At 67.4% G+C, this 24,012-nt stretch carries 20 protein-coding genes; 3 read left to right on the forward strand and 17 right to left on the reverse strand.

The genetic code is table 11. The annotated features are described in order from the left end of the window. The 5 genes from AX767_RS09700 to AX767_RS09720 all read right to left on the reverse strand — a co-directional run bounded on the left by AX767_RS09700 (position 1) and on the right by AX767_RS09720 (position 6,520). A complete protein-coding gene (locus tag AX767_RS09700) occupies positions 1-870 on the reverse strand; it encodes a sel1 repeat family protein (protein WP_237288604.1) in 870 nt (289 codons plus the stop codon). Positions 871-875: 5 nt separating this feature from the next. Continuing rightward, complete coding sequence (locus AX767_RS09705; RefSeq protein ID WP_068630807.1) at positions 876-2,051, reverse strand: hypothetical protein; 1,176 nt, start codon at positions 2,049-2,051, stop codon at positions 876-878. 65 nt (positions 2,052-2,116) lie between these two features. Beyond that, positions 2,117-2,551: a hypothetical protein gene (locus AX767_RS09710; protein ID WP_068630809.1), complete on the reverse strand. Its 435-nt coding sequence runs from the start codon at positions 2,549-2,551 to the stop codon at positions 2,117-2,119. A 13-nt stretch (positions 2,552-2,564) separates the two neighbouring features. After that, positions 2,565-6,071, reverse strand: coding sequence for a beta strand repeat-containing protein (locus AX767_RS09715; protein WP_068630811.1), 3,507 nt, complete (start codon positions 6,069-6,071; stop codon positions 2,565-2,567). 89 nt (positions 6,072-6,160) lie between these two features. Then, positions 6,161-6,520 carry a hypothetical protein gene (locus tag AX767_RS09720; RefSeq protein ID WP_068630812.1) on the reverse strand — a complete coding sequence of 120 codons (360 nt, stop codon included), beginning with the start codon at positions 6,518-6,520 and terminating at the stop codon, positions 6,161-6,163. A 490-nt stretch (positions 6,521-7,010) separates the two neighbouring features. Between AX767_RS09720 and AX767_RS09725 the strand changes: the two genes are divergently transcribed. After that, complete coding sequence (locus AX767_RS09725; protein WP_068630814.1) at positions 7,011-7,634, forward strand: hypothetical protein; 624 nt, start codon at positions 7,011-7,013, stop codon at positions 7,632-7,634. Positions 7,635-7,652: 18 nt separating this feature from the next. Here the strand turns inward: AX767_RS09725 and AX767_RS09730 are convergent, their stop codons facing one another. From AX767_RS09730 to AX767_RS09785, 12 genes are all read right to left on the reverse strand, one after another. Next, the gene (locus AX767_RS09730) at positions 7,653-8,840 is read right to left on the reverse strand and encodes a fumarylacetoacetate hydrolase family protein (protein WP_068630816.1); all 1,188 of its coding nucleotides are present in this window, start codon (positions 8,838-8,840) and stop codon (positions 7,653-7,655) included. 38 nt (positions 8,841-8,878) lie between these two features. Then, the gene (locus AX767_RS09735) at positions 8,879-12,517 is read right to left on the reverse strand and encodes a molybdopterin cofactor-binding domain-containing protein (protein WP_068630818.1); all 3,639 of its coding nucleotides are present in this window, start codon (positions 12,515-12,517) and stop codon (positions 8,879-8,881) included. Beyond that, the gene (locus AX767_RS09740) at positions 12,514-12,987 is read right to left on the reverse strand and encodes a (2Fe-2S)-binding protein (RefSeq protein ID WP_068630820.1); all 474 of its coding nucleotides are present in this window, start codon (positions 12,985-12,987) and stop codon (positions 12,514-12,516) included. Before AX767_RS09740 ends, AX767_RS09735 begins: the two co-directional genes overlap by 4 nt. Before the next feature lie 6 nt (positions 12,988-12,993). Further along, positions 12,994-13,707 carry a bifunctional nicotinamidase/pyrazinamidase gene (gene pncA, locus AX767_RS09745; RefSeq protein WP_068630822.1) on the reverse strand — a complete coding sequence of 238 codons (714 nt, stop codon included), beginning with the start codon at positions 13,705-13,707 and terminating at the stop codon, positions 12,994-12,996. Positions 13,708-13,834: 127 nt separating this feature from the next. Continuing rightward, on the reverse strand, positions 13,835-14,569 hold the full coding sequence (locus tag AX767_RS09750; protein ID WP_068630824.1) for an ABC transporter ATP-binding protein: 735 nt from the start codon (positions 14,567-14,569) through the stop codon (positions 13,835-13,837). Continuing rightward, a complete protein-coding gene (locus AX767_RS09755) occupies positions 14,566-15,378 on the reverse strand; it encodes an ABC transporter ATP-binding protein (RefSeq protein WP_068630825.1) in 813 nt (270 codons plus the stop codon). Before AX767_RS09755 ends, AX767_RS09750 begins: the two co-directional genes overlap by 4 nt. After that, positions 15,375-17,270, reverse strand: coding sequence for an ABC transporter permease (locus AX767_RS09760; RefSeq protein WP_068630828.1), 1,896 nt, complete (start codon positions 17,268-17,270; stop codon positions 15,375-15,377). The genes AX767_RS09755 and AX767_RS09760 overlap by 4 nt, the downstream gene beginning before the upstream one ends. A 27-nt stretch (positions 17,271-17,297) precedes the next feature. Continuing rightward, on the reverse strand, positions 17,298-18,494 hold the full coding sequence (locus tag AX767_RS09765; protein WP_068630830.1) for an ABC transporter substrate-binding protein: 1,197 nt from the start codon (positions 18,492-18,494) through the stop codon (positions 17,298-17,300). 56 nt (positions 18,495-18,550) lie between these two features. Continuing rightward, positions 18,551-19,135, reverse strand: coding sequence for an amino acid synthesis family protein (locus AX767_RS09770; RefSeq protein WP_068630832.1), 585 nt, complete (start codon positions 19,133-19,135; stop codon positions 18,551-18,553). A gap of 28 nt (positions 19,136-19,163) precedes the next feature. After that, positions 19,164-19,805 carry an amino acid synthesis family protein gene (locus tag AX767_RS09775; protein WP_068630834.1) on the reverse strand — a complete coding sequence of 214 codons (642 nt, stop codon included), beginning with the start codon at positions 19,803-19,805 and terminating at the stop codon, positions 19,164-19,166. A gap of 10 nt (positions 19,806-19,815) precedes the next feature. Next, entirely contained in the window at positions 19,816-20,724 is a 909-nt protein-coding gene (locus AX767_RS09780; protein ID WP_068630837.1) for a UPF0280 family protein, read from the reverse strand. Positions 20,725-20,728: 4 nt separating this feature from the next. Next, the gene (locus AX767_RS09785) at positions 20,729-22,345 is read right to left on the reverse strand and encodes a 6-hydroxynicotinate reductase (RefSeq protein WP_068630839.1); all 1,617 of its coding nucleotides are present in this window, start codon (positions 22,343-22,345) and stop codon (positions 20,729-20,731) included. 189 nt (positions 22,346-22,534) lie between these two features. Here AX767_RS09785 and AX767_RS09790 point away from each other — a divergent pair, with 189 nt between their 5' ends. Both AX767_RS09790 and AX767_RS09795 read left to right on the forward strand, forming a co-directional pair. Next, positions 22,535-23,308, forward strand: a complete 774-nt coding sequence (locus tag AX767_RS09790; RefSeq protein ID WP_068630841.1) for a ferredoxin--NADP reductase — start codon at positions 22,535-22,537, stop codon at positions 23,306-23,308. Between the two features lie 3 nt (positions 23,309-23,311). Further along, positions 23,312-23,995, forward strand: a complete 684-nt coding sequence (locus tag AX767_RS09795) for a TetR family transcriptional regulator (protein WP_068630843.1) — start codon at positions 23,312-23,314, stop codon at positions 23,993-23,995. Positions 23,996-24,012: the final 17 nt, after the last annotated feature.

The following is a 24,012-nucleotide window of genomic DNA, read 5'->3' on the forward strand; positions in this document are numbered from 1 at the left end:
TCAGGGTTGGCGGCCCGGGGCCGACAGGCTCTCGCGGCCCGGCAGCGTGCCGCCCGCCGCCGGTGACGCGGGCGCCGTGCTGTCGGCTTGCGCGGCGCCCATGCCGGGCAGGTTGGACAGCGTCCGCGCGGTCTTGGGTTCGGCAGCGGGTGCGGCGGCCGCCGGCTCGCCCGCGGCTGTCGGGCCTTGCCGCCGGATCGTGCTCTCGAGTTCACTCGCGAACCTGTCGGCCAGCACCACCTCTTCGGCGGCCATTTCGTTGCCGAGCGAGCTGACGGCCTCGGTGGCCTGCTTCGCGCTGGTGCTGCCCGGCGGCGCGAGGCGCTGGGCCAGGCGCGCGTAGCCAAGCGCCTTGATGTTGTCGCGCGGCGCGCCGCTGCCAGTGCGATAGAGCTCGCTCATGCGCTGCATCGCACGCGGATCACCGCGCACCGCGCCGAGCAAATACCAGCGATAGGCCTGGCCGATGTCCGAGATGCCGCTGCGGTTGCTCTGGTACGCATCCCCGAGCAGCGTGAGCAGGTTCGGATTGTTGCTTCGCAGCGCGTCTTCCTTGAGTCGCGCGATCTCGCTGGCGTACAGCGGCCCCTGGCAACCCGGACTGACGATGCCGCGCTCGATCGCCTGCTGGCAAGACTCCACGTAACGCGCGCCGGTGCCGCCGGACGAGTTGGTGATGACGCCGGCCTGTGCTGGCGTGACCGCCGTCCCGGCCGTGGAAGCGCCGGCGGCCCCGGTGCCCGTCGTCACGCTCGCGCGTGCCGCATTGCTGTTGACGGCACCGCCGCTGGTGGTTGCAGCCGCCTGGGCCTGCGCGTTGCCCGCTGAGCCCAGCGCGAACGCAGCGGCCAGCAAGACAGGGCGAAACACGTACCTCATCCGCCCACCCTGGCTGGCGGCGCACCGGTCGCGGCCGGCGTGGCCGACGGCGCGACGGCTTGCGTCGCGGCCTGCGCATCCCAAGGCATCGGCACGCCGAAGAACAGCGGCTCAAACCCCTGCCAGGTGAGCACGTCGACGGTGTCGCCCATCTGCGGATAGCGTGTCGAATAGACCTTTTGCAGCGCCTGGCGCGTCGCATCGTCGAGCTGCTGGTTGACTCTCACGTTCTCGCCGTATTTGCGCAGCATGACTTGCACCAGCCCCATCTTGAGTTGCGGCGTCAGGCCCTCGAACGAGGCCTTCATGTTCTCGACCACTACCGGGTCAGGCACGCCGTTCGGGATGCAGCGCCAGTACGGCGTGTTGGTCGCCTTGCCCATCAGTTCAAGGACGCTCAGGTCGACCAGCGTGCGAATCGCGGAATGCCGGCCCTGGAGGTAGCGGCCTTCCAGCTTGAAGCCGAACGAGTCGCCGTAGAAGCCGAGGCTCGCGTTGTCTTCGGACGTGAAGTTAAGCACCTTGATCACGTTCGATGCCTGGATGCGCGGCACCATCTGCTGCGTGCTGAAGCTCACCAGGTTCAAGTCGAGCGCGAGCGCCGACAGGATGGCGGTGCGCTTCACGTCGGCACCCAGAGCGGTTTCGCCCTTGCCCTTGCCGAACTCGAGGCTGGCGGAGTTGGATCGGCCCGTGCCAGAGAGCGCACGGTCGAATTCGGTGAGCGCGCCAGTGATCAGAAAGTCGGGCATCGTCACGCCAAACTTGGCACCGAGTTGCGCCTGCGAGATCAGGTAGTCGGGGTGGTATGGCACATAGACGACGCGTGCGCCGATTCGATTGACCGCCGTGCGGACCATCTCGGTGATGTCGCCCGGGATCTCGGAGCCGACCAGCGGGTTCGAGAGGTTCGTCGCATCGAGGATGCTGCGCGTTTGCATGTAGACGACCGGATCGCCGTCCTTGTACACATCGAGCATTCGCCCGAAGCGCCCGAGCGACGTGGCGTAACTGCTCAGGTTGGCGGTGGGCAGCTGCTTGGCGGCTTCGCGGTCAGCGAGCAGCTTGTCGGTGTCGGTCAGCGTGTTCTGGGTGGTGGCACAGCCCGACAACAAGGCGATGCCCAAGGCCATCAGGCCGAAACGGAAACGGATAGGGGTCAGCGAGATCATGCGTACTACGGAATAAATTGTTTTTGTTCATGGCTCGTTCGCCGGACGCTTTCGCGCAGCGCACCTCAGCGGCCGTTGTTCAGGACCGTGATGTTCTCCACCCCCTTGCCATCGACGAACAGCGTCACATTGCCACTCACGTTGCCTTGAATGGTTGGACTCGCGATGCGCACCTGGCCGTCGGCGCCCTGCTGCACATTGTTGTAGTTGGTGCGGATGACCAGGTTGGTCTGGTTGCTGGGCAGCAGCAACGTCCCGTCGGGTTGCACCAGCGCCTGCTGGTCGACCACTCGGTTCTGCTCCAGCGCGCGGGCCACGCGGGCCTTCGCGGTCACACCCGGCGTCACGCCGTCGACCAGCTTGATGCCGGCTTCCCGCGAGTCCTTGTAGGCACCGAGCGCCTCGCTGTAATTGACCAACTGCGCCGCGGCGGGCCCGGCGGTCGCCAGGCACAACACCGCGACGGGAATCGAGAGAACACTGAATCGTTGAAACGTCATGATTTTTCTCCTGTCACATGCTCAGGACGGTGACCGCAGGACCCACCGTCACGGTGCGATTGACCACACCGGTGGAGGGTTTCACCACCGTCATTCCGACATTGGCAGCCCACGGTACGTTGCCGGTGACACCCGCGCTGCCGGCCAACACGCCGCCTGTGGTCCGGACGCTTCCGGTCGTCATGCCGACGCCGGCGGTCGACTGGTTGCCGATGATCGAGACCGACCCGGTGATGACACCGCGGTTGATGACCGAGTTGGAGGTACCGCCGGCGATGGCCGATCCGCGATTGCCTGCGATGACAACGTTGCCCGCCAGCACGCCGCGGTTCACCACCGAGTTCACGACACCGCCTTGCGTGGACGAACCCTGGTTGCCGATGATCGCGATGCGACCCGACATCACGCCCTGGTTGTCCACGCTGTTCACCGTGCCGCCGCCGTTGGCCGAGCCCCGGTTGCCAATGATCGAAATGTTGCTGCCGGCGATGTTGCCGTTGCCGCGATTGTTCACGCTGTTGACCAGGCCGCCACCGCGCGCCGAGCCGGTGTTGCCCGAGATCACGATCTGGCTGCCGCCGATACGGCCCTGGTTGGTCACCGAGTTCACGGTGCCGCCGTCCTGCGTCGTGCCCTGGTTGCCGAGGATGTGGATCTGACCGCCGGCGATGGTGCCGCCGCCGTTGTTGATGACGCTGTTGGCGATGCCGCCGTTCTGCACGCTGCCGCGGTTGCCCGCGATGGTCACGTTGCTCGCGCCGAGCGTGCCGCCGTTCTCGACGCTGTTGATGCTGCCCTTGCGGCCGACGCTGCCCTGGTTGCCGGTGATGGCGATGGTGCTGCCGGCCATGCTGGCGCCGCTGCGGTTGCGTACGCTGTTCGCGCTCACGTCGTCGTCGCCTTGCGCGCTGCCGCGGTTGCCGGTGATGGTGAGCGACGAGCCCGCGATGCGGCCTTCGTTGTAGACACTGTTGGCGACTGCCGTCTTGCCGTCTCGCACGCTGACGTCGGTCGCGGTGTTGCCCGTGACCGTGGTCGTGGTGCCCTCGGTGATGGCGCCGTTGTCGACCATCACGCTGTTGGCCAGCACCACGCCTTTCTCGGCCGTCACGCGCGAGGCGAAGTTGTCGACGAGCTGCGTGCTGCTCGCGCGCAGTGCACCCATCACCTGCAGCGCGTTCGCGCTCGCATACCCGACGCCGCGATCGATCACCGCCACGTTGAAGACGGTGCCTTCCTTGCCTTCGCTTTTCACGCTCTCGGCGCGGTTGTTGGCGATCGTGGCGGCACTGCCCTGGACGTTGCCGTCCGCGTTGATCGCCACCGCGTTGGCGTTGATGCGCCCGCCGTTGGCGTCGAGCGATCGCGCGGTGTTGCCGCGAATGCTCAACGGCGAGCCCGAGAGGCGCACGGCGCCGTTGCCTTCCATGTAGAGACCGTTCGCCACCAGGATGCCGTTGCGCGCATCGCCGATGCCGGCCACTTGGTTGTACCCGCCGCCCGTCGAGACGTTGTTCGCCGTGTTGTCGGTCAGCGTGATCGGGCTGCCATCGATGCGCGCACCGCGGTAAGCACCGAGCGCGTTGACCAGCGCGGTGCCGCCGACCGCACCGATCTGGGTGGCGCGGTTGCCGGTCAATGAGAGCGTCGAGCCCGCATCGACCTGCGCGTTGTCGTGCAACACCACCGCGTTCGCCGCGGCACGCGCGACGCTCGCACTGCCAAAGCTGTTGAGCGGTCCGGACATCGAACTCGCGCCGGTGGAAATCGACGTCGCGGAGTTGCCGCTCAGCGTGACCGGCGCCGACAGGCGGGAGCGCGCGCCTTCGCCCTTCTCCACGCTGACGCTGTTGGCGACGAGCAGGCCACCTTGCGCGGACAGATCGCGCGCCGTGTTGTTGGTGATCGCTACCGACGCAGCGTCCACATCGGAACCAAACACGCCCAGGCTGTTGGCCAGCGCGATGGCGCTCTGCTTGTTCGAATAGACCAACCCGCCACCGACGCTGTTGCTGAAGCCGTTGGCCCGCACGTTGGTCGCGGTGTTGCCGGTCACGCCGAGCGCGCTGTTCTGCACGCGGCCGTCACTCAGCATCGCGCTGTTCGCCGAGGCGAGACCGCCGGAACCCTGCACGCCGCGCGCCGTGTTGTTCGTGATCGTGACCGGCACGTTGTCCAGCGTCGAACGGTTGTCCAGCGCCAGGCTGTTGGCCATCGCGCGGCCGCTGCGTTCGAAGTCACCCACCACGCCGCCGCCGAGCGTCGCGCGGCCACCCGCCGTGTTGATGTCGTTCGCCGTGTTGCCAGTGACGGTGACGTTGCTGCGACGCGCGGTGGAGTCCTGCAGCCAGACGCTGTTGGCCGCCGCAGCGCCGCCGATGGCCTGCACGCCGTTGGCCGTGTTGCCCGTGACCGTGTGCTGCGTCGCGCCCTGCACGTCGCCCTTCTGGATCGAGATGCTGTTGGCCAACGCCGAGGCGGACGCCTTGACCTCGGCCAGCGCGCCCTTGGCGAGCGACCCGCTGCCACCGCCGGCTTCGATCTTCGTGGCGCGGTTGCCGGTTTGCAGCGACTGGTATTGCCGCAAGTCGCTGCCCGTGTAGTCGGCCAGGTTCACCGAATTGGCGAGCGCGCTGCCGCCCATCGCCCACATGCCGTTCACCTCGTTCGACTGCTGCGTGACGCGGGCGCCCTTCACCTGGCTGCCGGCCGCGGCGAAGCTGTTGGCCGCCGCGACGCCGGTGAGGTCGGCCGCTGCGACGAAGCCGCCGCCCACGCTCCCGGTGCCGCCGCCGGCGCGAATGTCGCGGGCCGTGTTGTTGGCCTGGGTGATGTTGAGGTCTTCAGCGGTGCTGCGTGCCAGCGTCGATGCATTGGCCAGCGCGGCGCCGCCGACCGACTGAACGCCCTGCGCCTGGTTGTTCGTCACCGAAACCTGCACGCGGCGCAGGTCCGATTCGTCGGTGAGCACGCTGTTCGCCGCGGAGCGGCCCGGCAATTGCAGCGACCCGATGACGCCGAGCCCACTCGAGCCCTTGGCGCCGACCGATTCCACGTCGGCGGCGCGGTTGCCGCTCACGAGCACACGGCTGTCCGTCAGGGGCCGGCGACTGGTGCCGCCCGAGAGGAGCGCGGTATTGGCCGTGGCCGCACCGCCCACGGCGCTGACGAAGCCTTGCACCTGGTTTTGCAACACGCTCACCTGCGAATTGCTGGCCTTGAGCGACGAAAGGCCCAGGGCGTTGGCCTGCGCAGTGGCGATAAGTTCGAGCGATCCGCCGATGCCGAGCCCGGCGCTGGCCTTGCCGCCGGCCGCTGTGACCTCGGCCGGCGAGCGATTGTTCGTGACCAAGGCGCTGGTACGCCCATCCAGCTCGCTGCCGGGGCGGGCGGTTAGCCAGCCGAGGCCGTTCAAGATGGCTTCCTGTGCGAGCACGCCCTGCGACGCCAGCAGTCCGGCGCCGAGCAGCGTCAGGGCAATGGCAGTTTTCCGGTTCGAAGGGGGACGGGCAATTCGCACAGCAAGCTCCAATGGAGGGCCCGTTCAGGCGGGCCGGGTGGTGCGAACGAAGGCTCCGTGCCGACGACGCAACGGCTCTCGACTCAATATCAGTTGATATTGACGGAGTTCACATTGGCGGTGCCGCCGATGGCCTTGATGTCTTCTGCGGAGTTCCCGGTGACCATGATTTCGCTGTTCTTCACCTTCGAACCGGTGATGTTCACGCTGTTCACGTTGGCCATGCCGCTCATTTCGACGGTGGCGATCTTGATGCCAGCCGAGCCGCCGCCGGCCAGAACGTTCTTCGCCGAGTTGTTGCTGACGGTGATCTTGCTGTTGGTCACTTCGGAGCCGGTCGAGCCATTGGCCTTGCCCACGCCCGGAATACTGATGCCGCCGCTTTGTGCGAAGGCGCTGGCGGAAAAGAAAGCGAGGGTGACGATGCCGGCTGCAGCGAATTTCTTCATGTGTAACTCCTGAACAGATTGAGGTTGAAGGGGTGAATGCGCGGCCCTTCTCGAAGGCCACGAGGAGCAATCTACCGAGGCGATGTGACACCTTGGGTCATAGTTGTAAATTGCTGTTCAAACGGCAATTGCTTACAAATTGAACCGGAAACCCTGCAAATTTGTGAAGTTTTCACGCTCATGAGCGGGGTGCCGTTGGCAGGGCCAGGTGTGCCTTTGGCAGCCAATGAGCGCAAAAGGTTTAGGTCAGAGTGACAAAGGCCGGCTTTTCCTAAGGGAAAACCCTAGAAAATGACCCAACGCGTCAGTTCGGACGCCTGTCAACCCGTAAGGCAGCGGGTGCACGTTGCTTCTCGACCGCCGGGTGGCCATTTCGAAACATGACCTCACAAAGGAGTGGCATATCGGGCCGATCCTGTCAGACCAGTCGCACAGGATGCGAGCGCGCACTCGCGCAAACTGGGGGCCCTTTCACTCGCCAAGCGTGCCCATGCTGAACTTTTCCCGCGTTTTTCCACTCGTCATCGTCGTTGTTGCCTGCAGCCTGACGGCTTGCCACCGCGACTCTGACAGCGCCGCCGTCACCCGCAACGGCGTGACCTTCCCGGCCGACGCCGACATCGCCAGTGCGCTGCAGGCCAATTTCGCGCAGGACCCGAACAGTGCCAAAGCGCGCGAGCTGGTGCAGTTGCTGGGCGGCGAGAAGGGCCAGCTCGACTACAAGGTGCGAAAAGTGATCTATCGGCAGGGCGCTTTCGAGACGCTGTACGACGTGAGCCTGCGCATGGGCCAGGGCGGCGCGGACAGCCTGCAGAAGCTCTACGCCACCATGATTCCCAAGGAAGAGGCGGCCAAACTGCCCGAACAAACGCTCGCGGCCTACGAGAAGTGGCTTGCCGACAGCGCCGCTGCCCTGGAAAAGACGCAGCCGCAGCAAGCCGTCGCGTTGCGCGCCACGATCGACAACCTGGGCAAGTGCTACCGCGACGCGAAGGCCAACGACAGTGTTGCGCTGATGGACAGCCTTGGCGCCCTTATCTCCCCGGCGCGCGACGGCTGGTACGCCGACAAGCTGCAATCACCGCAGGTCCAGTTGCGCTGCTTGCCGCTCTGAATCCGCCGCCGTAGCGCGCTAGAGAAGACCGCGCTTCGCCAGGTTGCGCATGAGCGCCGAGATGCCGAAGCTCCAGCGCGGTGCCTGGTCGGCGTGCACCACGCGATTGACCAGCGCGCCGAGCTCGGGCGCGAAGATCGTCACGCGGTCGTTCACCACGTGCGTGAAGCCCTGGCCGGGGCCGTGCCGGTCTTGCGTCGGCGCAAACATCGTGCCGAGGAACAGCATCAGTCCGTCGGGATAGGCATGGTGCGGGCCGATCGCCTGCGCCACGAGGTCGAGCGGGTCGCGGCTGATCTTCGACAGCGAGCTGGACCCCTCCAACGTGAAGCCTTCCGGCCCCTCGACGCGCAGGCCGACGGTGATGCGCCGGACGTCGTCGATGCCGAAGCCGTCGTCGAACAGCCGGATGAACGGCCCGATCGCGCAGGACGCGTTGTTGTCCTTCGCCTTGCCGAGCAGGAGCGCGCTGCGGCCTTCGAAGTCGCGCAGGTTCACGTCGTTGCCGAGCGCGGCGCCGAGCGTCTGACCGCGGCTGTTCACGGCCAGCACGACTTCGGGTTCGGGGTTGTTCCAGACCGAGCCCGAATGGATGCCGACATCGGCGCCGGTGCCGACCGCCGCCAGCACCGGCGCCTTGGTGAAGATCTCCGCGTCGGGCCCGATGCCGACCTCGAGGTACTGGGACCAGGCGCCTTGCGCGATCAGCAGTTCCTTCACCTTCGCGGCCTCGGGCGAGCCCGGCACGATGCCGGCGAGGTTGTCGCCGAGCACCTCGGTCAAGCCGGCGCGGATCGCGTCGGCGCGCGACGCGTCGCCACGCGCCTGCTCTTCGATCACGCGTTCCAGCAGGCTGGCGATGAAGGTCACGCCGCTGGCTTTCACGGCTTGCAAGTCGCAGGGTGCGAGCAGCCAGGGCAGCGCGGTGTCGCGTGCGGATTCGTCGCCATTGGCGAGCATGGCGGCCAGGTCGGCGATGCGAGGGAGCTCGCCCGATTGCAGCGCATGGTGGACGGCGGCCGACGGAGACCCTTCGGCTTCGAGCAGGTCGCTCGCGGTCGGCGCGAGCGTCGACAGATCGTAGAGGCCGCCTTCGTGCACGGCGACGAGCGTCGGCCCCACATCGGGCTGCCAGAGGCGGCCGATCAGGGTGGCGCGTTCGGGGTCGCGGGGCAGGCTGGACGCGGGGGTGAGTTCAAGGGCCATGGTGTGTTGTCTCCTGGCCCGATGGTAAAGACGAACGCTCAGTGCGGCTTGAGCGCCCGCACGCGCGCGACCTGCGCGGGCAGGTCGGCCCACGGCGCGGCTTGCGGCGCGAAGCGCGCGCGCATGTAGCCGGCGAGTTCGGCGACCTGCGCGTCGTCGAGCGACTCGCGGAACGCGGGCATGAAGCCGATGTCTTTCGTGGCCGGCTCGCGGATGCCGTCGAGGATGGTGCGCAGCAGGTTGTCGGGCCGGTCGCTCGTCAGGTTGCCGTTCAGCGCGAGCGGCGTGTTCACGCCGAGCAGCGTCGGGCCGGCGCCGTCGTGGTGACAGGCGGCGCACGCGCTGTCGAACATGCGCTGCGAGGGGCCGAGCAGCCGGCCCTTGCCGGCCGCGGCGGTCTGCACGGCGAGTTGCGCGATGGCCGGCGCGTCTTTCGGCGCCGGGGTGAACGACGCGAGGTAGGTCGACATGGCGCGGATGTCGTCGTCGGGCACCTGCTGCAGTTCGCGCACCACCTCGGCCATCGGCCCGCCCGCGATGCCGTGGCGCGGCGAGTGACCGTTGCGCAGATACCGGTAGAGCGCGTCGGCGTCCCACGGCACGGCGGCCGTCGACAACGCGGTGAGCGCGGGCGCTTCCCACCCACCGGCGATGGCACCGGCGAGGAACGCGCTGCCGCCCTGCTCCGCGCCGAGCGCATTGCGCGGCGTGTGGCAGGCGCCGCAGTGGCCGAGGCCGTTCACGAGGTAGGCGCCGCGATTCCATTCGGCCGTTTGCGTCGCGACCGGCTGGTACGGCGCAGGGTCGTGGAACAGCGCGTTCCAGCCAGCCATGAGCGGACGCACGCTGAACGGAAAGGCGAGCGCGGACTTCGGCGTTTCCGCGCGCACTGCCGGCAGCGATTGCAGGTAGGCGTAGAGCGCCTGGAGGTCGTCGTCGCTGGTCTTCGCGAACGCGGTGTACGGGAAGGCCGGATACAGGTGATGGCCGTCGCGCGAGACGCCTTCGCGCATCGCGCGTTGGAAGGCGCTGAACGACCAGGCGCCGAGGCCGGTGGCTGTATCGGGCGTGAGGTTGGTCGTGTAGAGCGTGCCGAAGGGTGTGTCCATCGCGCGGCCACCGGCGTTCGGCGTGCCGCCCGGCGCGGTGTGGCACACGGCGCAATCGCCGAGCGATGCAAGCACGCGACCGCGTTCGATGGTGGAGGCGCTGTAGACGGGCGCGCTGAGCGCCACGGGGGCGATCGATGCACGCCAGCCGAAGAGGCCGAGCACGACGCCGATGCCGCCGACGACGAGGGCTGCGCTCGTTGCCCACACTGTCTTGCGCCTTCCCCTCCCGGGGGAAGGTGGGGATGGGGGCACGATGGCGTCACTGTTCAACCGCCGCTCGCCCCCACCCCTGCCCTCCCCCGGGGGGGGAGGGAGAAAGTCCGGGTTCAACGCAGCGAAAACCTTCTCCGGCGTGAACGGCGGCTCCCGAAAACGCACGCCCGTCGCATCGAAGATCGCATTCGCGATCGCCGCCGTGCCGGGCACCGACGACGATTCGCCGGCCCCGAGCGGCGGCTCGCCGGGGCGCGCCATCTGCACCACCTCGATCACCGGCACGTCACGGAATTGGAGGATCGGGTAGCCGCCCCATTCGGCGCTCGCGACCACGCCCGAGGGGCGCAGGCCCGGCAACCGTTCGCCAGCCTGCGGCGCCTCGGGCTGCTGTCGCGCGAAGCGCACTTCTTCCATGAGCGCGCGGCTGGTGGTCTGGATCACGTTGCCGTGGACCTGATGCTCGACGCCTGCCGGGTTCACCGTGAGGCCCGCGTCGTGGCCGACGACCACGCGGCGCACATGCACTTCGCCGGTGGTGCGGTTCACCTCCACGTCGGCCACCCACGCCGACCACGCCGCGCCGTAGCCGGGCCACTTGCTGTGCACGTAGCGTGCGTAGGCGAAGCCCTGGCCGAAGAGGATGTCGCCGCCCTGCCCGAGTCCGCCGTCCGCGTTTTCCTGCGGGCCGGTGCGCAGGCGCCAGCCGGCCTTCTGCGCCGTCGCCTGCACGAGGTCGATGGCGCGCGGATCGTTCAGGTAGCGCAGCCGGAACTGCACCGGGTCGATGCCGGCGGCGGTCGCGAGCTCGTCGATGTACGACTCGTGCGCGAACGAGCTCGGCAACGCCGACACGCCGCGCAGCCACGAGGCGCGCACGATCGGCGCCATGTCGTTGACCTTCACGCGCAGGTTGTCGACCGCGTAGGGCGGGCGCGCCGTGCGGTCGCCCATCTCGTAGGCGTGCGGCACGGCGTCGACGGTGCCGGTGAGCAGCAAGGCGAGCGTCGGCGCGCCATTCGACGGGTACGACGTTTCGAAGTCGTAGGCCGCGATGGCGCCGTTCGCATCGAGGCCGCCGTTCACCTCCATCAGCTGCGCGGCGCCCTTCGGGTCCCACGCGTTCTCCTGTTCGCGCGTGAGCTGCACGCGCACCGGCGCACCGACGGCACGCGCGAGCAGCGCCGCATCGGCCGCCACGTCGTCGGCGCCGTTGCGGCCGTAGCAACCAGCCGCTTCCATGCGCACCACGTCGACCGCGATGTCGTCGATCGCCATGAGCCTGGCCAGATCGGCGCGCAGCACGTGCGGGTTCTGCGTGCCGGCCCACACGCGCAACTGCATCGCAGTGCCGTCCTGCGGTTGCCAGTCGGCCAGCGCACACGACGGCCCGATCGACGCGTGCATCTGGTAGGGCCACACGTACGTGCGCCGCATCGCCTGCGACGCGCCGGCGATGGCGGCGTCGGCGTCGCCCTCGTCGACCAGCAGGCGCTGCGTCGACGGGTGGTTGCGAATGGCCTGGGCCACGTTCGACACGTCCGGCATGCCCGGCCAGCTTTTCCAGATGACGCGCAGGTCGCGCAGCGCCTGCTCGGCATGCTCCTCGCGCTCGGCCACGATGCCGACGAAGTCGCGGATCACCACCACTTTGCGGATGCCGGGGATGTGCGCGATCGACGACGCGTCGACCGAATCGAGCGTGTTGCCGATGAAGTCGCCGTGGTCCGCGCCCGCGTACGGTGGCCGCACCACGCGGCCGTGCAGCATGCCGGGCACGCGCATGTCGTGCACGAAGACGAGCTCGCCGGCGAGCTTGGCCGGGATGTCGACGCGCGGCTGCGAGGTGCCGACGACGCGGTAGTCGTCGGGATGTTTGACGGAGGTCCGCGCATCGAGCGGCAGCCGCACGCGCTGTTGCCGGAGCGCCTCCACGCCGCCATGCTCGCGCAACCACGCGGCGGCCTGCGCGGCCGCCAGGCGCAGCGGCTGCGCGTGGATCTGGAGCGACGCGCTCGCGATGGTGGCGCCCTGGTTCGGCGCACGCGCGGTGTCGCCGAGCACGACGGTCACGCGGTCGAGCGCGAGGTCGAGCTCTTCGGCCACGACCTGGCCCAGCGCGGTGCGGATGCCGGTGCCCAGGTCGACATGGCCATGCAGCGCGGTGACGCTGCCGTCGTCCCATACCGCGAGCAGCACCTCGTCGCCTTCGGCCGGATTGCCCGACACCAGCGCGGGCTGACCCTTGGCGGGCGGTGGCGCCGGTGGCGTCGGACGCACCACGAGGAGCACGCCGCCGGCATTCAGGAAGCCGGCGCGCGACAGCGGCGGATGGGCACCGCGCGGCGTCACGACGGTGCGCCTCCGGCCATGCGCAGTGCCGCGCCCTGCACCGCGCGAACGATCTCGACGTGGGTGCCGCAGCGGCACAGGTTGCCCGAAAGTTCTTCACGAATGCGCTGCTCGCTCGGATGCGGTTCGCGCGCCAGCAAGGCAGCCGCCTGCATCACCATGCCATTGAGGCAATAGCCGCACTGCGCGGCCTGCGCGGCTTCGAAAGCCGCCTGCACCGGATGCCACGCACCGCGCGAGCCGAGGCCTTCGAGCGTGGTGATCTCGCGGCCCGAAACGCCAAGCGCCGGGATCGCGCAGGAACGCGCCGCGACGCCGTCGACCATCACCGTACAGGCCCCGCACTGGCCGAGTCCGCAGCCGTATTTGGGGCCGTTCAATCCGAGTTCGTTGCGCAGCAGGTGCAGCAGCGACGCCTCGCGCGAAGGCGCGAGTTCATGCGTGTGGCCGTTGACCCTGAACTGCGGCAACGCGGATCAAGCCGAGGCGATGTCGGACGACTGGATGCGCTTGACGCCCTTGGCCGCCATGTCTTTCCAGGCCTTGGCGACGGAGCCGTTCAGGTCGATGCCGCGCGTCGCGTCTTCGATCACGTAAGCCTCGAAGCCGGCCTTGCGCGCGTCCATCGCGGTCCAGGCCACGCAGAAGTCGGTGGCCAGGCCGGTGACGAACACCGTCTTGATGCCGCGCGCCTTCAGGTAGCCGGCCAGGCCGGTCGCGGTCTTGTGGTCGGCTTCCTCGAAGGCCGAGTAGCTGTCCATGTCCTTGTGGAAACCCTTGCGGATGATGAGCTGCGCGGTCGGCACCTTGAGCGCCTTGCCGAGCTCGGCGTCTTCGGTGCCCTGCACGCAGTGGTCGGGCCAGAGCACCTGCGTGCCGTACTTGAGCTTCGTCGTCTCGAAAGGCTTCTTGCCGGTGTAGGTGGTGGCGAACGACGCGTGGCCTGCGGTGTGCCAGTCCTGCGTGACCACCACGTTCTCGAACATCGGCGCCAGCTGGTTGATGACCGGGATCACCGCATTGCCGTCCTTCACCGCCAGCGTGCCGCCGTCGAGAAAGCAGTTCTGCACATCGACCACGATCAGCGCGGCCTTGGCGCCGGGCTTGATCTTGCCGGCCGCAAAGAGCTGGGGCGCCATGGCGAAGAGGCCGAAGACGGTGCCAGCTTGAAGGATGGTTCTGCGTTTCATGATGAAGCTCCTTGGTGGTGACAGTGGACTATTCCAGGAATGCCGCGGAACCGGCTTTGCCGGGCCGCCGGCGTTGCCCCCTGGAAGGGGGTTGGCGTAGCGACACGAAGTGCGCGAAGACTGGGGGTCATACCGATAAGTAGGCGCGGCGCACTTCGTCGTTGGCAGCAAGTTCTTCCATCGACGCCTGGTAACGGATCTGGCCCTTCTCGAGCACATAGGCGCGATCGGACACCAGCTCCGCGAAGTGCATGTTCTGCTCGGAGAGCAGGATGCTCACGCCCTGCGCCTTGAGTTCGAGAATCATGTGGGCCATCTGCTCGACGATGACCGGCGCGACGCCTTCCGAAGGCTCGTCGAGCAGCACCAGGTAGGGGTTGCCCATCAGCGTGCGCGCGACGGTGAGCATCTGCTGCTCGCCGCCGCTCATGCGGCCACCGGGTCGCTGCGGCATCTCGCCGAGGTTGGGGAAGAGCTTGAAGAGCTTGTCGGGCGTCCAAACGGGTGCGGCCGTGCCGTCGGTCCACTGGCGCGCGGCCTGCTTGCCGACTTCCAGGTTCTCCATCACCGTCAAGTCGGTGAACACGCGTCGGTCTTCGGGCACGAAGCCGAGGCCCAGACGCGCGGCCACGTGCGGCTCGCTTTTCGAAATGTCGTGACCGAGAAAGCTCACAGTGCCCTTGCGCTTGGTCAGCATGCCGATCAGCGCCTTGAGCGTGGTCGACTTGCCGGCGCCGTTGCGGCCCATCAGCGCCACGACCTCGCCGCGGCGCACTTCGAGGTCGACGTCATACAGGATCTGCGCGGCGCCGTACCAGGCGCACAGCGACTTGGCGGTCAGCAATGTCTCGTGTGTGCTCATGTGCCTGCTCCCACCGCCGCGTTCACTTCGGCGGCCTTCTCTGCGATCTTCTCGAAGGTCTTGCCGCTGCCGAAGTACACCTCCTGCACTTTCGGATGGTCGCGAATCTCGAGCGGCTTTCCTTGCGCGATGAGTCGCCCACGGGCCAGCACGATCATGCGGTCGGCATAGGCGAAGACCACGTCCATGCTGTGCTCGGTGAAGAGCACCGCGAGGCCGCGGCTGATCACCAGGTCCTTGGTGAGTGCCATGAGCGAGTTGCGCTCCTTCGGCGCCATGCCGGCGGTCGGCTCGTCCATCAGCAGCAGCTTGGGCGCGTTGGCCATCGCGATCGCGAGTTCGACGCGCTTGACGTCGCCGTACGCGAGCTCGCTGCAAGGCCGGTCGGCCTGCGCCTTCATGCCGACCTGGTCGAGCAATGCGATCGCTTCGTCGCGTTGGTGGTCGGCCGCACGGCGCCACATCGAGAACAGCTTGCCATCGTGCGACAGCATCGCCATCTGCACGTTCTCCACCACGGTGAGCGATGCGAAGGTCTCGGCGATCTGGAAGGTGCGACCGACACCCAGGCGCCAGATCGATCGCGGTTTCTGGCCGACGAGCTCGTGGCCGCCGAACAGGATCGAGCCCTGGTCGGCCTTGAGCTGGCCGTTGACCATGTTGAAGGTGGTCGACTTGCCCGCGCCGTTGGGGCCGATCAATGCGAGCAGTTCACCCGCCTTGAGCTCGAAGCTGATGCCGTCGACGGCTTTCACGCCGCCGAACGATTTGCCGAGGTTGTCGACCTTGAGCAATGGGGCTGCGCTCATGCCTTGGCCTCCTTGCGTTTGAGTTTGTCGAACAGCTGCTTGGCGAAGCCGGCAATGCCCTGCGGAAACAGCAGCACCAGCAGCAGGATGATCGCGCCGAGCATCGCGCGCCAGTAGTCGGTGTTGCGCGCGACCGTGTCGTGCAGCCAGCTGAAGGTGACCGCGCCGACCACCGGGCCGGCCAGCGTCTGGATGCCGCCGAGCAGCACCATCACCAGGCCATCGACCGACTTGTCGACGCTCAGGCTTTCAGGCGAGATGCTGCCTTTCGAGAATGCGTAGAGCGAACCCGCGAGGCCGGCCGCCGCACCGGCGATGACGAAGGCCGTCCACTGCATGCGCTTGACGTCGATGCCGATCGCATCGGCGCGCAGCACCGAATCGCGGCCCGCGCGCAGCGCGTAGCCGAAGGGCGAGAACAGCACGCGGCGCAAGAGCAGGATGCCGGCCGCGACGAGCACCAGCGTGAGCCAGTAGTACATGCGCTTGTCCGACAGCCATTCCGAGGGCCAGACGCCGGTGAGGCCGTTGCTGCCGCCGGTGAACGAATCCCACTGGTACACGACGGCCCAGGTGATCTGCGCGAAGGCCAGGGTGAGCATCGCGAGGTACACACCAGAGAGCCGCACCGCGAACCAGCCGTAGACCAGCGCGCCGAGGGCGGCGACCAGTGGCGCCAGGATCAGCGCGACTTCCATCGGCAGGCCGCTCGAGCGCACCAGCAGCGCGGCGCCATACGCACCCAGGCCGAAGTACGCCGCATGGCCGAACGAGTGCATGCCGGCCGGCCCCATGATGAAGTGCAGGCTGGCGGCGAACAGCGCGGCGATCAGCAGGTCGATCATCAGCACCGTCGTGTAGGGCGAGCTGGCCGTGAGCCACGGCATTGCCATCAGCACGAGGCCGAGCGCCCCCACGAGCCACAGGTAGCCCTTGCTCGCGCGGCGCAGCGGCTCTTCGGCCATGCCGACGTAGCGGCTCGGCGCCTGCGGACGACCGAACAGGCCCCACGGCCGCCACACCAGCACGATCGCCATCACGACGAAGTCGGTGACCAGCGTGAGCTTGGAGAACGACACGCTGTAGCCCAGTATGTCGACCACGCCCAGCCAGATGCAGATCGCCTTGATCTGCGACAGCAGCAGCGCCGCCACGTAGGCCCCGGGGATCGACCCCATGCCGCCGACCACCACCACCACGAACGCGGCGCCGATGGTGTTGAGGTCGAGCGCCAGCGTGGCGGGTTCGCGCGGCAACTGCAAGGCACCGCCGAGGCCGGCGAGCATCGCGCCGAGCGCGAACACCGCCGTGAAGAGCCAGGCCTGGTTCACGCCCAGCGCGCTGACCATCTCGCGGTCTTGCGTGGCGGCGCGCACCAGCGTGCCGAAGCGCGTGCGCGTGAGCAGCAGCCACATCAGGCCGAGCACGACCGGGCCGACGACGATGAGGAACAGGTCGTAGGTCGGGAACTGCCGGCCGAGAATTTCGACCGCGCCCGACAGGCCCGGCGCGCGGGGGCCGAGCAGTTCGTCGGGGCCCCAGACATAGAGCACCGCGTCCTTGATAACGAGGACCAGTGCGAAGGTCGCCAGGAGCTGGAAGAGCTCCGGCGATTTGTAGATGCGGCGCAGCAGCACCATCTCGATCAGCGCGCCGAGCACGCCGACCGACAGCGCCGCGATCACCAGCGCAGGCCAGAACCCGAGACCGGTGCCGAGCTTGTCGACCAGCGTGTAGGCGAGATAAATGCCGACCATGAAGAAGGAGCCGTGCGCAAAGTTGACGATGCGCGTGACGCCGAAGATCAGCGACAGGCCCGCCCCCACGAGGAACAGCGAAGAAGCCGACGACAGCCCGGTGAGGAACTGCAGCAGCAAGGACGAGAGACTCATGGGTGCAAGCGTTCCGAGTAAGAAAGGTCAGTCGGCGCTACGCGACTTCTTGACGTCGGCGGCGCTCGGCTGGAACTTGGCGCCGTCGAAGTAGGTGTAATCGACCATCACGCCCTTGCCGTTGTCGTTCTTGGTCTTGCCGACGAACGCGCCCATGGTCGACTGGTGGTCTTCCGCGCGGTAGGCGATCTTGCCGAACGGCGTGTCGACCTGGAGGCCCTTGAACGCGGCGACGAGCTTCGGCGTCTCCGTGCTCTTGGCCTTGACGATGCCGGCCGCGACCGACTTGATCATGCTGTAGCCGACCACCGAACCCAGGCGCGGATAGTCCTTGTACTTGTCGTGGTACGCCAGGAAGAAGGCCTTGTGCTCGGGCGTCTGCACGCCGTACCACGGGTAGCCGGTCACGATCCAGCCGTTGGGCGTCTCGTCCTTGAGCGGGTCGAGGTACTCGGGCTCGCCGGTCAGCACGCTCACCACCGCGCGGTCCTTGAAGAGGCCGCGCGTGTTGCCTTCGCGCACGAACTTCGAGAGGTCGGCACCGAAGAGCACGTTGAAGATCGCGTCCGGCTTGGCATCGGCCAGCGCCTGCGCAACCGCGCCCGCGTCGACCTTGCCCAGCGGCGGCGCCTGTTCGGCGACGAACTCGACGTCGGGCTGCGCGGCCTTCAGCAGCGTCTTGAAGGCGGCGACGGCCGACTGGCCGTACTCGTAGTTGGGGTACACGACCGCCCAGCGCTTCTTGTTCAGCTTGACCGCTTCGGGCACGAGCATCGCGGCCTGCATGTAGGTGCCGGGGCGCAGGCGGAAGGTGTACTGGTTGCCGCCCTGCCAGGTCATCTTGTCGGTCAGCGGCTCGCCGGCCAGGAAGAACACCTTCTTCTGCTTGGCGAAGTCGGCCACGGCCAGGCCGGTGTTCGACAGGAAGGTGCCGGTCAGCACATCGATCTTTTCGCGGGCCACCAGCTCTTCGGCCACGCGCACGGCATCGCCGGGGTTGGCGTTGTCGTCGCGCGTGATGAGCTCGACCTTCCTGCCGTTGATGCCGCCCTTGGCGTTGATCTCGTCGACGGCCAGCTCCATGCCCTTCTTGTAGGGCTCGAGGAAGGCGGGCTGCGCCTTGTAGCTGTTGACTTCGCCGATCTTGATCACGCCCTGCGCGTGCGCGGGAACGAGAGCGGTGGCGAGCGCCGCAGCGCTGAAGACGTGACGCAGTGCGTTCATGGGTAACTCCTTGAGGACGAACAGAAAATGAAACTCGGCAACGTTCGGAGGGCGGGTCAACGGAGACCGTCTTCGCCCTTGATTTCGGAATGCTTCAGCCCGCCGATGCGCGGCAGCGGACGACCGCTGTCGGTGACCGCGACGGCCACGACGATTTCGTTGGCGCGCGGGGCGTCCGACACGCGCGCTTCGATCGCATCGAAGTGGCTGCGCACGAAGGCGGCGTCTTTGTGGCCGAGCGGCACGTCGATGGCGGTGCCGAGCGTGCCGCGCTTCTTGCTCGACGGCACGAGCGCAGCACCCTTTTCGACGGCGACACGCAACGGTGCGCCGAGCTTGGGATGCAGGATCGCCGCAGCGTGCTCCAGTTCGCCGGCTTCGCCGACGATGGCGGCCTTGCCGTAGCTTTGCGCGTCGCCCGGCGCGATGCCGAGCGCGGCGACGGCCTTCTGGCCGAGCAGTGCGCCCAGCTCTTCGCCGATGGCGATGAGGTCGTCGAGGTTCTCGCTGTAGCGGCCCGCGTACGGGTTCTCGATGACGGCGATGGCGACGGCGCGACGCGTCGGCGGGTCGATGGTCTGGCCCATTTCGACACGCGTTTCGTCGACCTGCACGATGAGTTTGCGGATGTTGGCTGGCATGGTGGGGTGTTCCTTGTCTCTGACGGGATCAGCGCAGGCCGTCCCACTTGGCGATGTTTTCTGCGCGCAGCCCGCCGACGCGGTCGTGGATGCGGTAGCCCGTCGTCATCGCGAGGATGAAGACGATCTCGTCGGCGGCCGGCGCACCGGGCACGCGCACTTCGATCGCGTCGAACTGGCCGCGCACGTACGCGGCATTGATGTTGGTGAGCGGCACGTCGAGCGTGGTGCCGGGCGCGCCGACCTTCTTGGTCGACGGCACGATCGACAGCGCATTCGCGGGCTGGCCGGTTTTTTCTTCGGCCTGGCCGGCGCGGTAGGCGTTACGGTCGCCCTTCCAGCCAAGCAACTCGCGCATCGCGTAGCCGCCCGGCACATGCCAGAGCGCGCCGTGTTCGAGTTCGCCCGCGGCACCGACGATGGCGCCTTTGCCGTAGGTCGCGATGTCTTCGACCGGCACCGCCATCGCGGCGAGCAGCTGGTGCGCCATGTCGACGCCCACCGGGTCGAGCAGGCTCATCATCGGCAGGATGTCGGGTTCGTAGCGTCCCGCGAACGGGTTGGTCAGCACGGCACCGACCGCACCGCGCACCAACGGCGTGGCGGCGCGGGGTCCGAACTCGTGGTGGATGTGTTCGACATGCGTGAAGACGCGGCGGATTTCGATCATGGGGTTTTCGTTAAGCAAATACTGAACCAACAGAGGCCGCTGACACCGCTGTCGACGACCCGGCGTTGGAGCATAAGGGCTCGACCGTGCGGTGCTGCCCCTGGCAAACCAGCACGGCTGAAACGATCAGTCCGGCGTTCTGCAGCAGCAGGGCGCGCGCCGCGCCCGCATCCAGTGCGCGACGCACCTGCGCGGATGCCAGCCGGTCGACCGCGACCGTCACCAGGCGGTCGCCGAGGTCGCTGTCGTCCTTGCAGTCGCTTGCCGGTTTGCGGTGGATGCCGGCGTCGTCGATGTCGACGGCGTTGGCGATCACGGTCGCGGCCGCGTCGGCCATCGACGCCGTGGCGGCAAGCACGGTCACGCTGTCGGCGATGCCGAGCGAAAAGCTGCGGCCACGCCAGCCGCTGGTCGCGACACCGCGCACCGGCAGGTCGCTCGTGACATCGAATTTCCCGTCGATCGCGATGCGGTCGGCGTCCCGCAGGTCGAAGCGCGCGAGTTCCGGGAACAGGCCGACGCGCACCGAGTGCCCGGGCGCGAGGTGCAGCGCGATGTCGCCGCCGTTGTTGAGCCACGCGCGATCGATGCCGGGTCGGTCGTAGAAAGCGATGAGTTCCTCGGCCACGCTGCCAGCCACCGCTGCCATCGACGTGATGTACGCGGGCCGGAACGGCGCACAGGCGCGCCACATGCGCCGCGCGACCCCGCTGCGCAACAAGCACTCGGCGCCGACCGGCTGGCGCAGCAGCGGCAGTTCGAGCACCAGTTCTCCGAGCAAGCCTTGAAAGCGCTGCCACGCTTCAACGTGCGCGGCCGCCACGGCCTGCACATCGCCATGGGCTTCGGCCACGATGTCGATCGGCCCGTGGTTCCAATGCCACCGATGTGCGTCGAGCGCGGTGCGCTGTGCGGTCATCGCCTCAGCCGAGCATCGGGGGTTGCGCGAGCGGCCAGGGATTGGCCGCGTCGATCGTCTGCCACTGGCGCGCAATCGGCGCGCCGTCGTCCTGCCAGGCACCGCGCGAGAGCGCCTGCTCCAGCGGGAACACGCTGGCCGTGTGGCCACCGAGGGCTGCGTAGTCGTCCAGCCGCATGCTGAACTCGATGGGCGCGACGATCGCCGGCGTGGGCACGGTGCCGAAGCTGTTGTCGGGCATGCGCATCACGTCGACCATCACGGTGATGCCGCCGCCGGGCCACACATAGGCCGGTGCGCCGCCGCAGGTGACGTTGACCAGCGCGTTCTTGATGGCGCGCGTGAGCAGCACCGGGTTCTCGCTCACGCCGGCGCGCAGGCTGCCGCCCGCGCCGCCGAGGAACAACACGGTGCAGAGCGAGGGCTCGCAGTTCTCGCCGATGCGCTCGACGATGCGGCGCACTTCTTCGGGCATCGGTTGCTCGATAGCCTGCAAGGCGTTGTCGAGCACGTACCACTGCGCATGTTCGCCGGTGGTCGAGGTCATGAGGAGCCGCAGGCCGGGCCTGGCGACACCGGCTTCCCAGCCTTCGATGATCGAGAGCGGATCGTCGATGTCGGTGCCGCCCCAGCCGTTGCCGGGGTTCGCGACCTGGAAGTACCGGCCTGGCGTGGACTTGCGTCCGCGCATCTCGATGCCGGAGGGCGCCATGTCGAGGCAGCGGCCGGCCTGGTGCTGCGTGAGCACGCCGGTGATGTGGTCGTCGACCACCACCACTTCGTCGGCCACGCCGGCGAACTGCCGCGCGAAGATGCCAACCGCCGCCGAGCCGCAGCCCACGCGCATGCGCTGCTCTTCGACGCCGTTGACGATCGGCGCCTTGCCCGCCTGGATGACGATGCCGGCCCCGCCGTCGATGAGGCATTCGGCCGGCTTCTTGTTGCCGAGCAGCTGCATCAGTTCGAGCGTCAGGCGCCCTTCCTTCTTGCTGCCGCCGGTGAGGTGGTGCACACCACCGAGCGAGAGCATCTGCGAGCCGTATTCGGCCGTCGTGACGTGGCCGACGACCTCGCCCTTGTAGCGGACGTTGGCCTGCTCCGCGCCAAGGAAACGGTCGGTGTCGATCTTGATCTTGAGGCTGCAGTAACTGAAGATGCCTTCGGTCACCACCGTCACCATGTCGACGCCCCGCACCTTCGAGCCGACGATGAACGGCGCAGGCTTGTAGTCGGGATAGGTGGTCGACGAGCCGACGCCAGTCACGAAGACCTCGTCGGCCAGCAGGAGGTCGCCGTCCCAATCGGGCGCGGCCGGCGGCGCACCATTGGCGGTCGTTTCGGCACCGGGACGTGCAAAAGGCACCAATGCGGTGGCATTGCTTTCGACGGCGCGACGCAGCAGCACGACCGGATCGACCCGCACCAGCGTGCCGGCGCGGTTGGCGTAGCGGTCGCAGGCGCCGGTGCGGCCTTCGGAAATCTGGCACAGCACCGGGCAGGCGTTGCACTCGACCTTGGGCACGCTGACCTTGTCGTTGCGCAGGGGCGCGCGAGTGGCGACGGCGTCCATGGGCATCACGTCCATGCCCGGTAACCCGTCTGTCTTGGTGTGTTCTGTCATCGTGGAAAATCCTTGAGATCGCCAAGCACCGGCTGGCTCAGAAGGTGCTTGTGATCGATTTGCTCTTTGTGTAGCATTCACTCCACTTTGATGTTGTGAACGCTACATTCAAAATCAATGTAGCAAATGCAATGCCAACGCGCAACGGCGTTTTCACCGAACCATCGAACCACCGAAAAATCTCAAGCCATGAGTGCCTTCAGCGAAGAAACCGTCCTCAGCGTCCACCACTGGACCGACCGCCTGTTCACCTTCACCACGACGCGCGACCCCGCGCTGCGTTTCTCGAACGGGCATTTCACGATGATCGGTCTGCGCGTGAACGACAAGCCGCTCTTGCGCGCCTACAGCATCGCGAGCGCCAACTACGAGGAATACCTCGAGTTCCTGAGCATCAAGGTCGACGACGGCCCGCTCACTTCGCGCCTGCAGCACATCCAGGTCGGCGACAAGATCATCGTGGGCCGCAAGCCGACCGGCACGCTGCTCATCGACTACACGCTGCCCGGCAAGCGCCTCTATCTCCTGGGCACCGGCACCGGCCTCGCACCCTTCATGAGCGTGATCCGCGACCCGGAAACGTACGAGAGGTTCGAGAAGGTCATCCTCGTGCACGGCGTGCGCCAGGTCGACGAGCTGGCCTATCACGACCTCGTGCTCGACCACCTGCCCAAGCATGAGTTCCTGGGCGAGCTCATCCAGAACCAGCTGCTCTATTACCCGACCGTGACGCGCGAAGATTTCCGCAACATGGGCCGCATCACCGAGCTGATGGAAAGCAACAAGCTGACCGACGATCTCGGCCTGCCGCCGCTCAACGCCGCCGAAGACCGCGTGATGCTGTGCGGCAGCCCCGGCATGCTGGTCGACCTGAAGCACATGCTCGAAGCCAAGGGCTTCAAAGAGGGGAACACCTCGACCCCTGGCGACTTCGTGGTCGAGCGCGCGTTCGCCGAAAAGTAATCGATGGCCGTTGCCAAGGTTTCGACAGCCAACGGTGTGCGTCGCGGCACCGGCGTGCGCGATGCGGCGGCGCAGGCCACGCGCAAGGCGATTCTGAAGGCGGCCACCAAGGTGTTCGCGAAGTACGGCTACGACGGCGGCAGCGTCGAGAAGATCTCGAAGGCCGCCAAGTCGTACGACCGCATGATCTATTACTACTTCGGCAGCAAGGAAGGCCTGTTCATCGCGGTGCTCGAAGAGATGTACCGCGCGATGGACGTGGCCGAGAACGCCATCGCACTCGACGCCGACCAGCCCGTCGAAACGCTCACCGCGGTGATCCGTTTCGTGCACGGCTACTACCGCAAGAACCCCGAGTTCGTCACGCTGCTGAACACCGAGAACCTGCACAAGGGCCGGCACATCTCGAAGTCGTTGCGCGCGGGCGAGTATTCGTCGCACGCGATCAACGTGATCCGCGAAGTGCTCGCGAGCGGCATCGCCAAGGGCCTGTTCCGCAAGGACGTGGCCGCGCGCGAGGTGTACCTCCTGATCGCCTCGACCGGCTACTTCTACATGTCGAACCGCCACACGCTCACCGCCTTCCTGGGCGAGCCGCTCGAAACCGCCGAGGCAGTGGCGCGTTGGGAAACCTTCGCGATCGACACCGTGCTGCGCGCCGTCGGCGCCACGCCGGCCGTTCATTAAAAGATATCCATCTCCAC

It is taken from the genome of Variovorax sp. PAMC 28711, assembly GCF_001577265.1.
Taxonomy (GTDB): Bacteria; Pseudomonadota; Gammaproteobacteria; order Burkholderiales; family Burkholderiaceae_C; genus Variovorax.

Bases quoted from the DNA above. Each gene is read 5' to 3' on its own strand.
- AX767_RS09705 (WP_068630807.1), bottom strand. From the start codon at position 2,051: ATGATCTCGCTGACCCCTATCCGTTTCCGTTTCGGCCTGATGGCCTTG.
- AX767_RS09710 (WP_068630809.1), bottom strand. From the start codon at position 2,551: ATGACGTTTCAACGATTCAGTGTTCTCTCGATTCCCGTCGCGGTGTTG.
- AX767_RS09720 (WP_068630812.1), bottom strand. From the start codon at position 6,520: ATGAAGAAATTCGCTGCAGCCGGCATCGTCACCCTCGCTTTCTTTTCC.
- AX767_RS09725 (WP_068630814.1), top strand. From the start codon at position 7,011: ATGCTGAACTTTTCCCGCGTTTTTCCACTCGTCATCGTCGTTGTTGCC.
- AX767_RS09730 (WP_068630816.1), bottom strand. From the start codon at position 8,840: ATGGCCCTTGAACTCACCCCCGCGTCCAGCCTGCCCCGCGACCCCGAA.
- pncA (WP_068630822.1), bottom strand. From the start codon at position 13,707: ATGAAACGCAGAACCATCCTTCAAGCTGGCACCGTCTTCGGCCTCTTC.
- AX767_RS09750 (WP_068630824.1), bottom strand. From the start codon at position 14,569: ATGAGCACACACGAGACATTGCTGACCGCCAAGTCGCTGTGCGCCTGG.
- AX767_RS09755 (WP_068630825.1), bottom strand. From the start codon at position 15,378: ATGAGCGCAGCCCCATTGCTCAAGGTCGACAACCTCGGCAAATCGTTC.
- AX767_RS09760 (WP_068630828.1), bottom strand. From the start codon at position 17,270: ATGAGTCTCTCGTCCTTGCTGCTGCAGTTCCTCACCGGGCTGTCGTCG.
- AX767_RS09765 (WP_068630830.1), bottom strand. From the start codon at position 18,494: ATGAACGCACTGCGTCACGTCTTCAGCGCTGCGGCGCTCGCCACCGCT.
- AX767_RS09770 (WP_068630832.1), bottom strand. From the start codon at position 19,135: ATGCCAGCCAACATCCGCAAACTCATCGTGCAGGTCGACGAAACGCGT.
- AX767_RS09775 (WP_068630834.1), bottom strand. From the start codon at position 19,805: ATGATCGAAATCCGCCGCGTCTTCACGCATGTCGAACACATCCACCAC.
- AX767_RS09780 (WP_068630837.1), bottom strand. From the start codon at position 20,724: ATGACCGCACAGCGCACCGCGCTCGACGCACATCGGTGGCATTGGAAC.
- AX767_RS09785 (WP_068630839.1), bottom strand. From the start codon at position 22,345: ATGACAGAACACACCAAGACAGACGGGTTACCGGGCATGGACGTGATG.
- AX767_RS09790 (WP_068630841.1), top strand. From the start codon at position 22,535: ATGAGTGCCTTCAGCGAAGAAACCGTCCTCAGCGTCCACCACTGGACC.
- AX767_RS09795 (WP_068630843.1), top strand. From the start codon at position 23,312: ATGGCCGTTGCCAAGGTTTCGACAGCCAACGGTGTGCGTCGCGGCACC.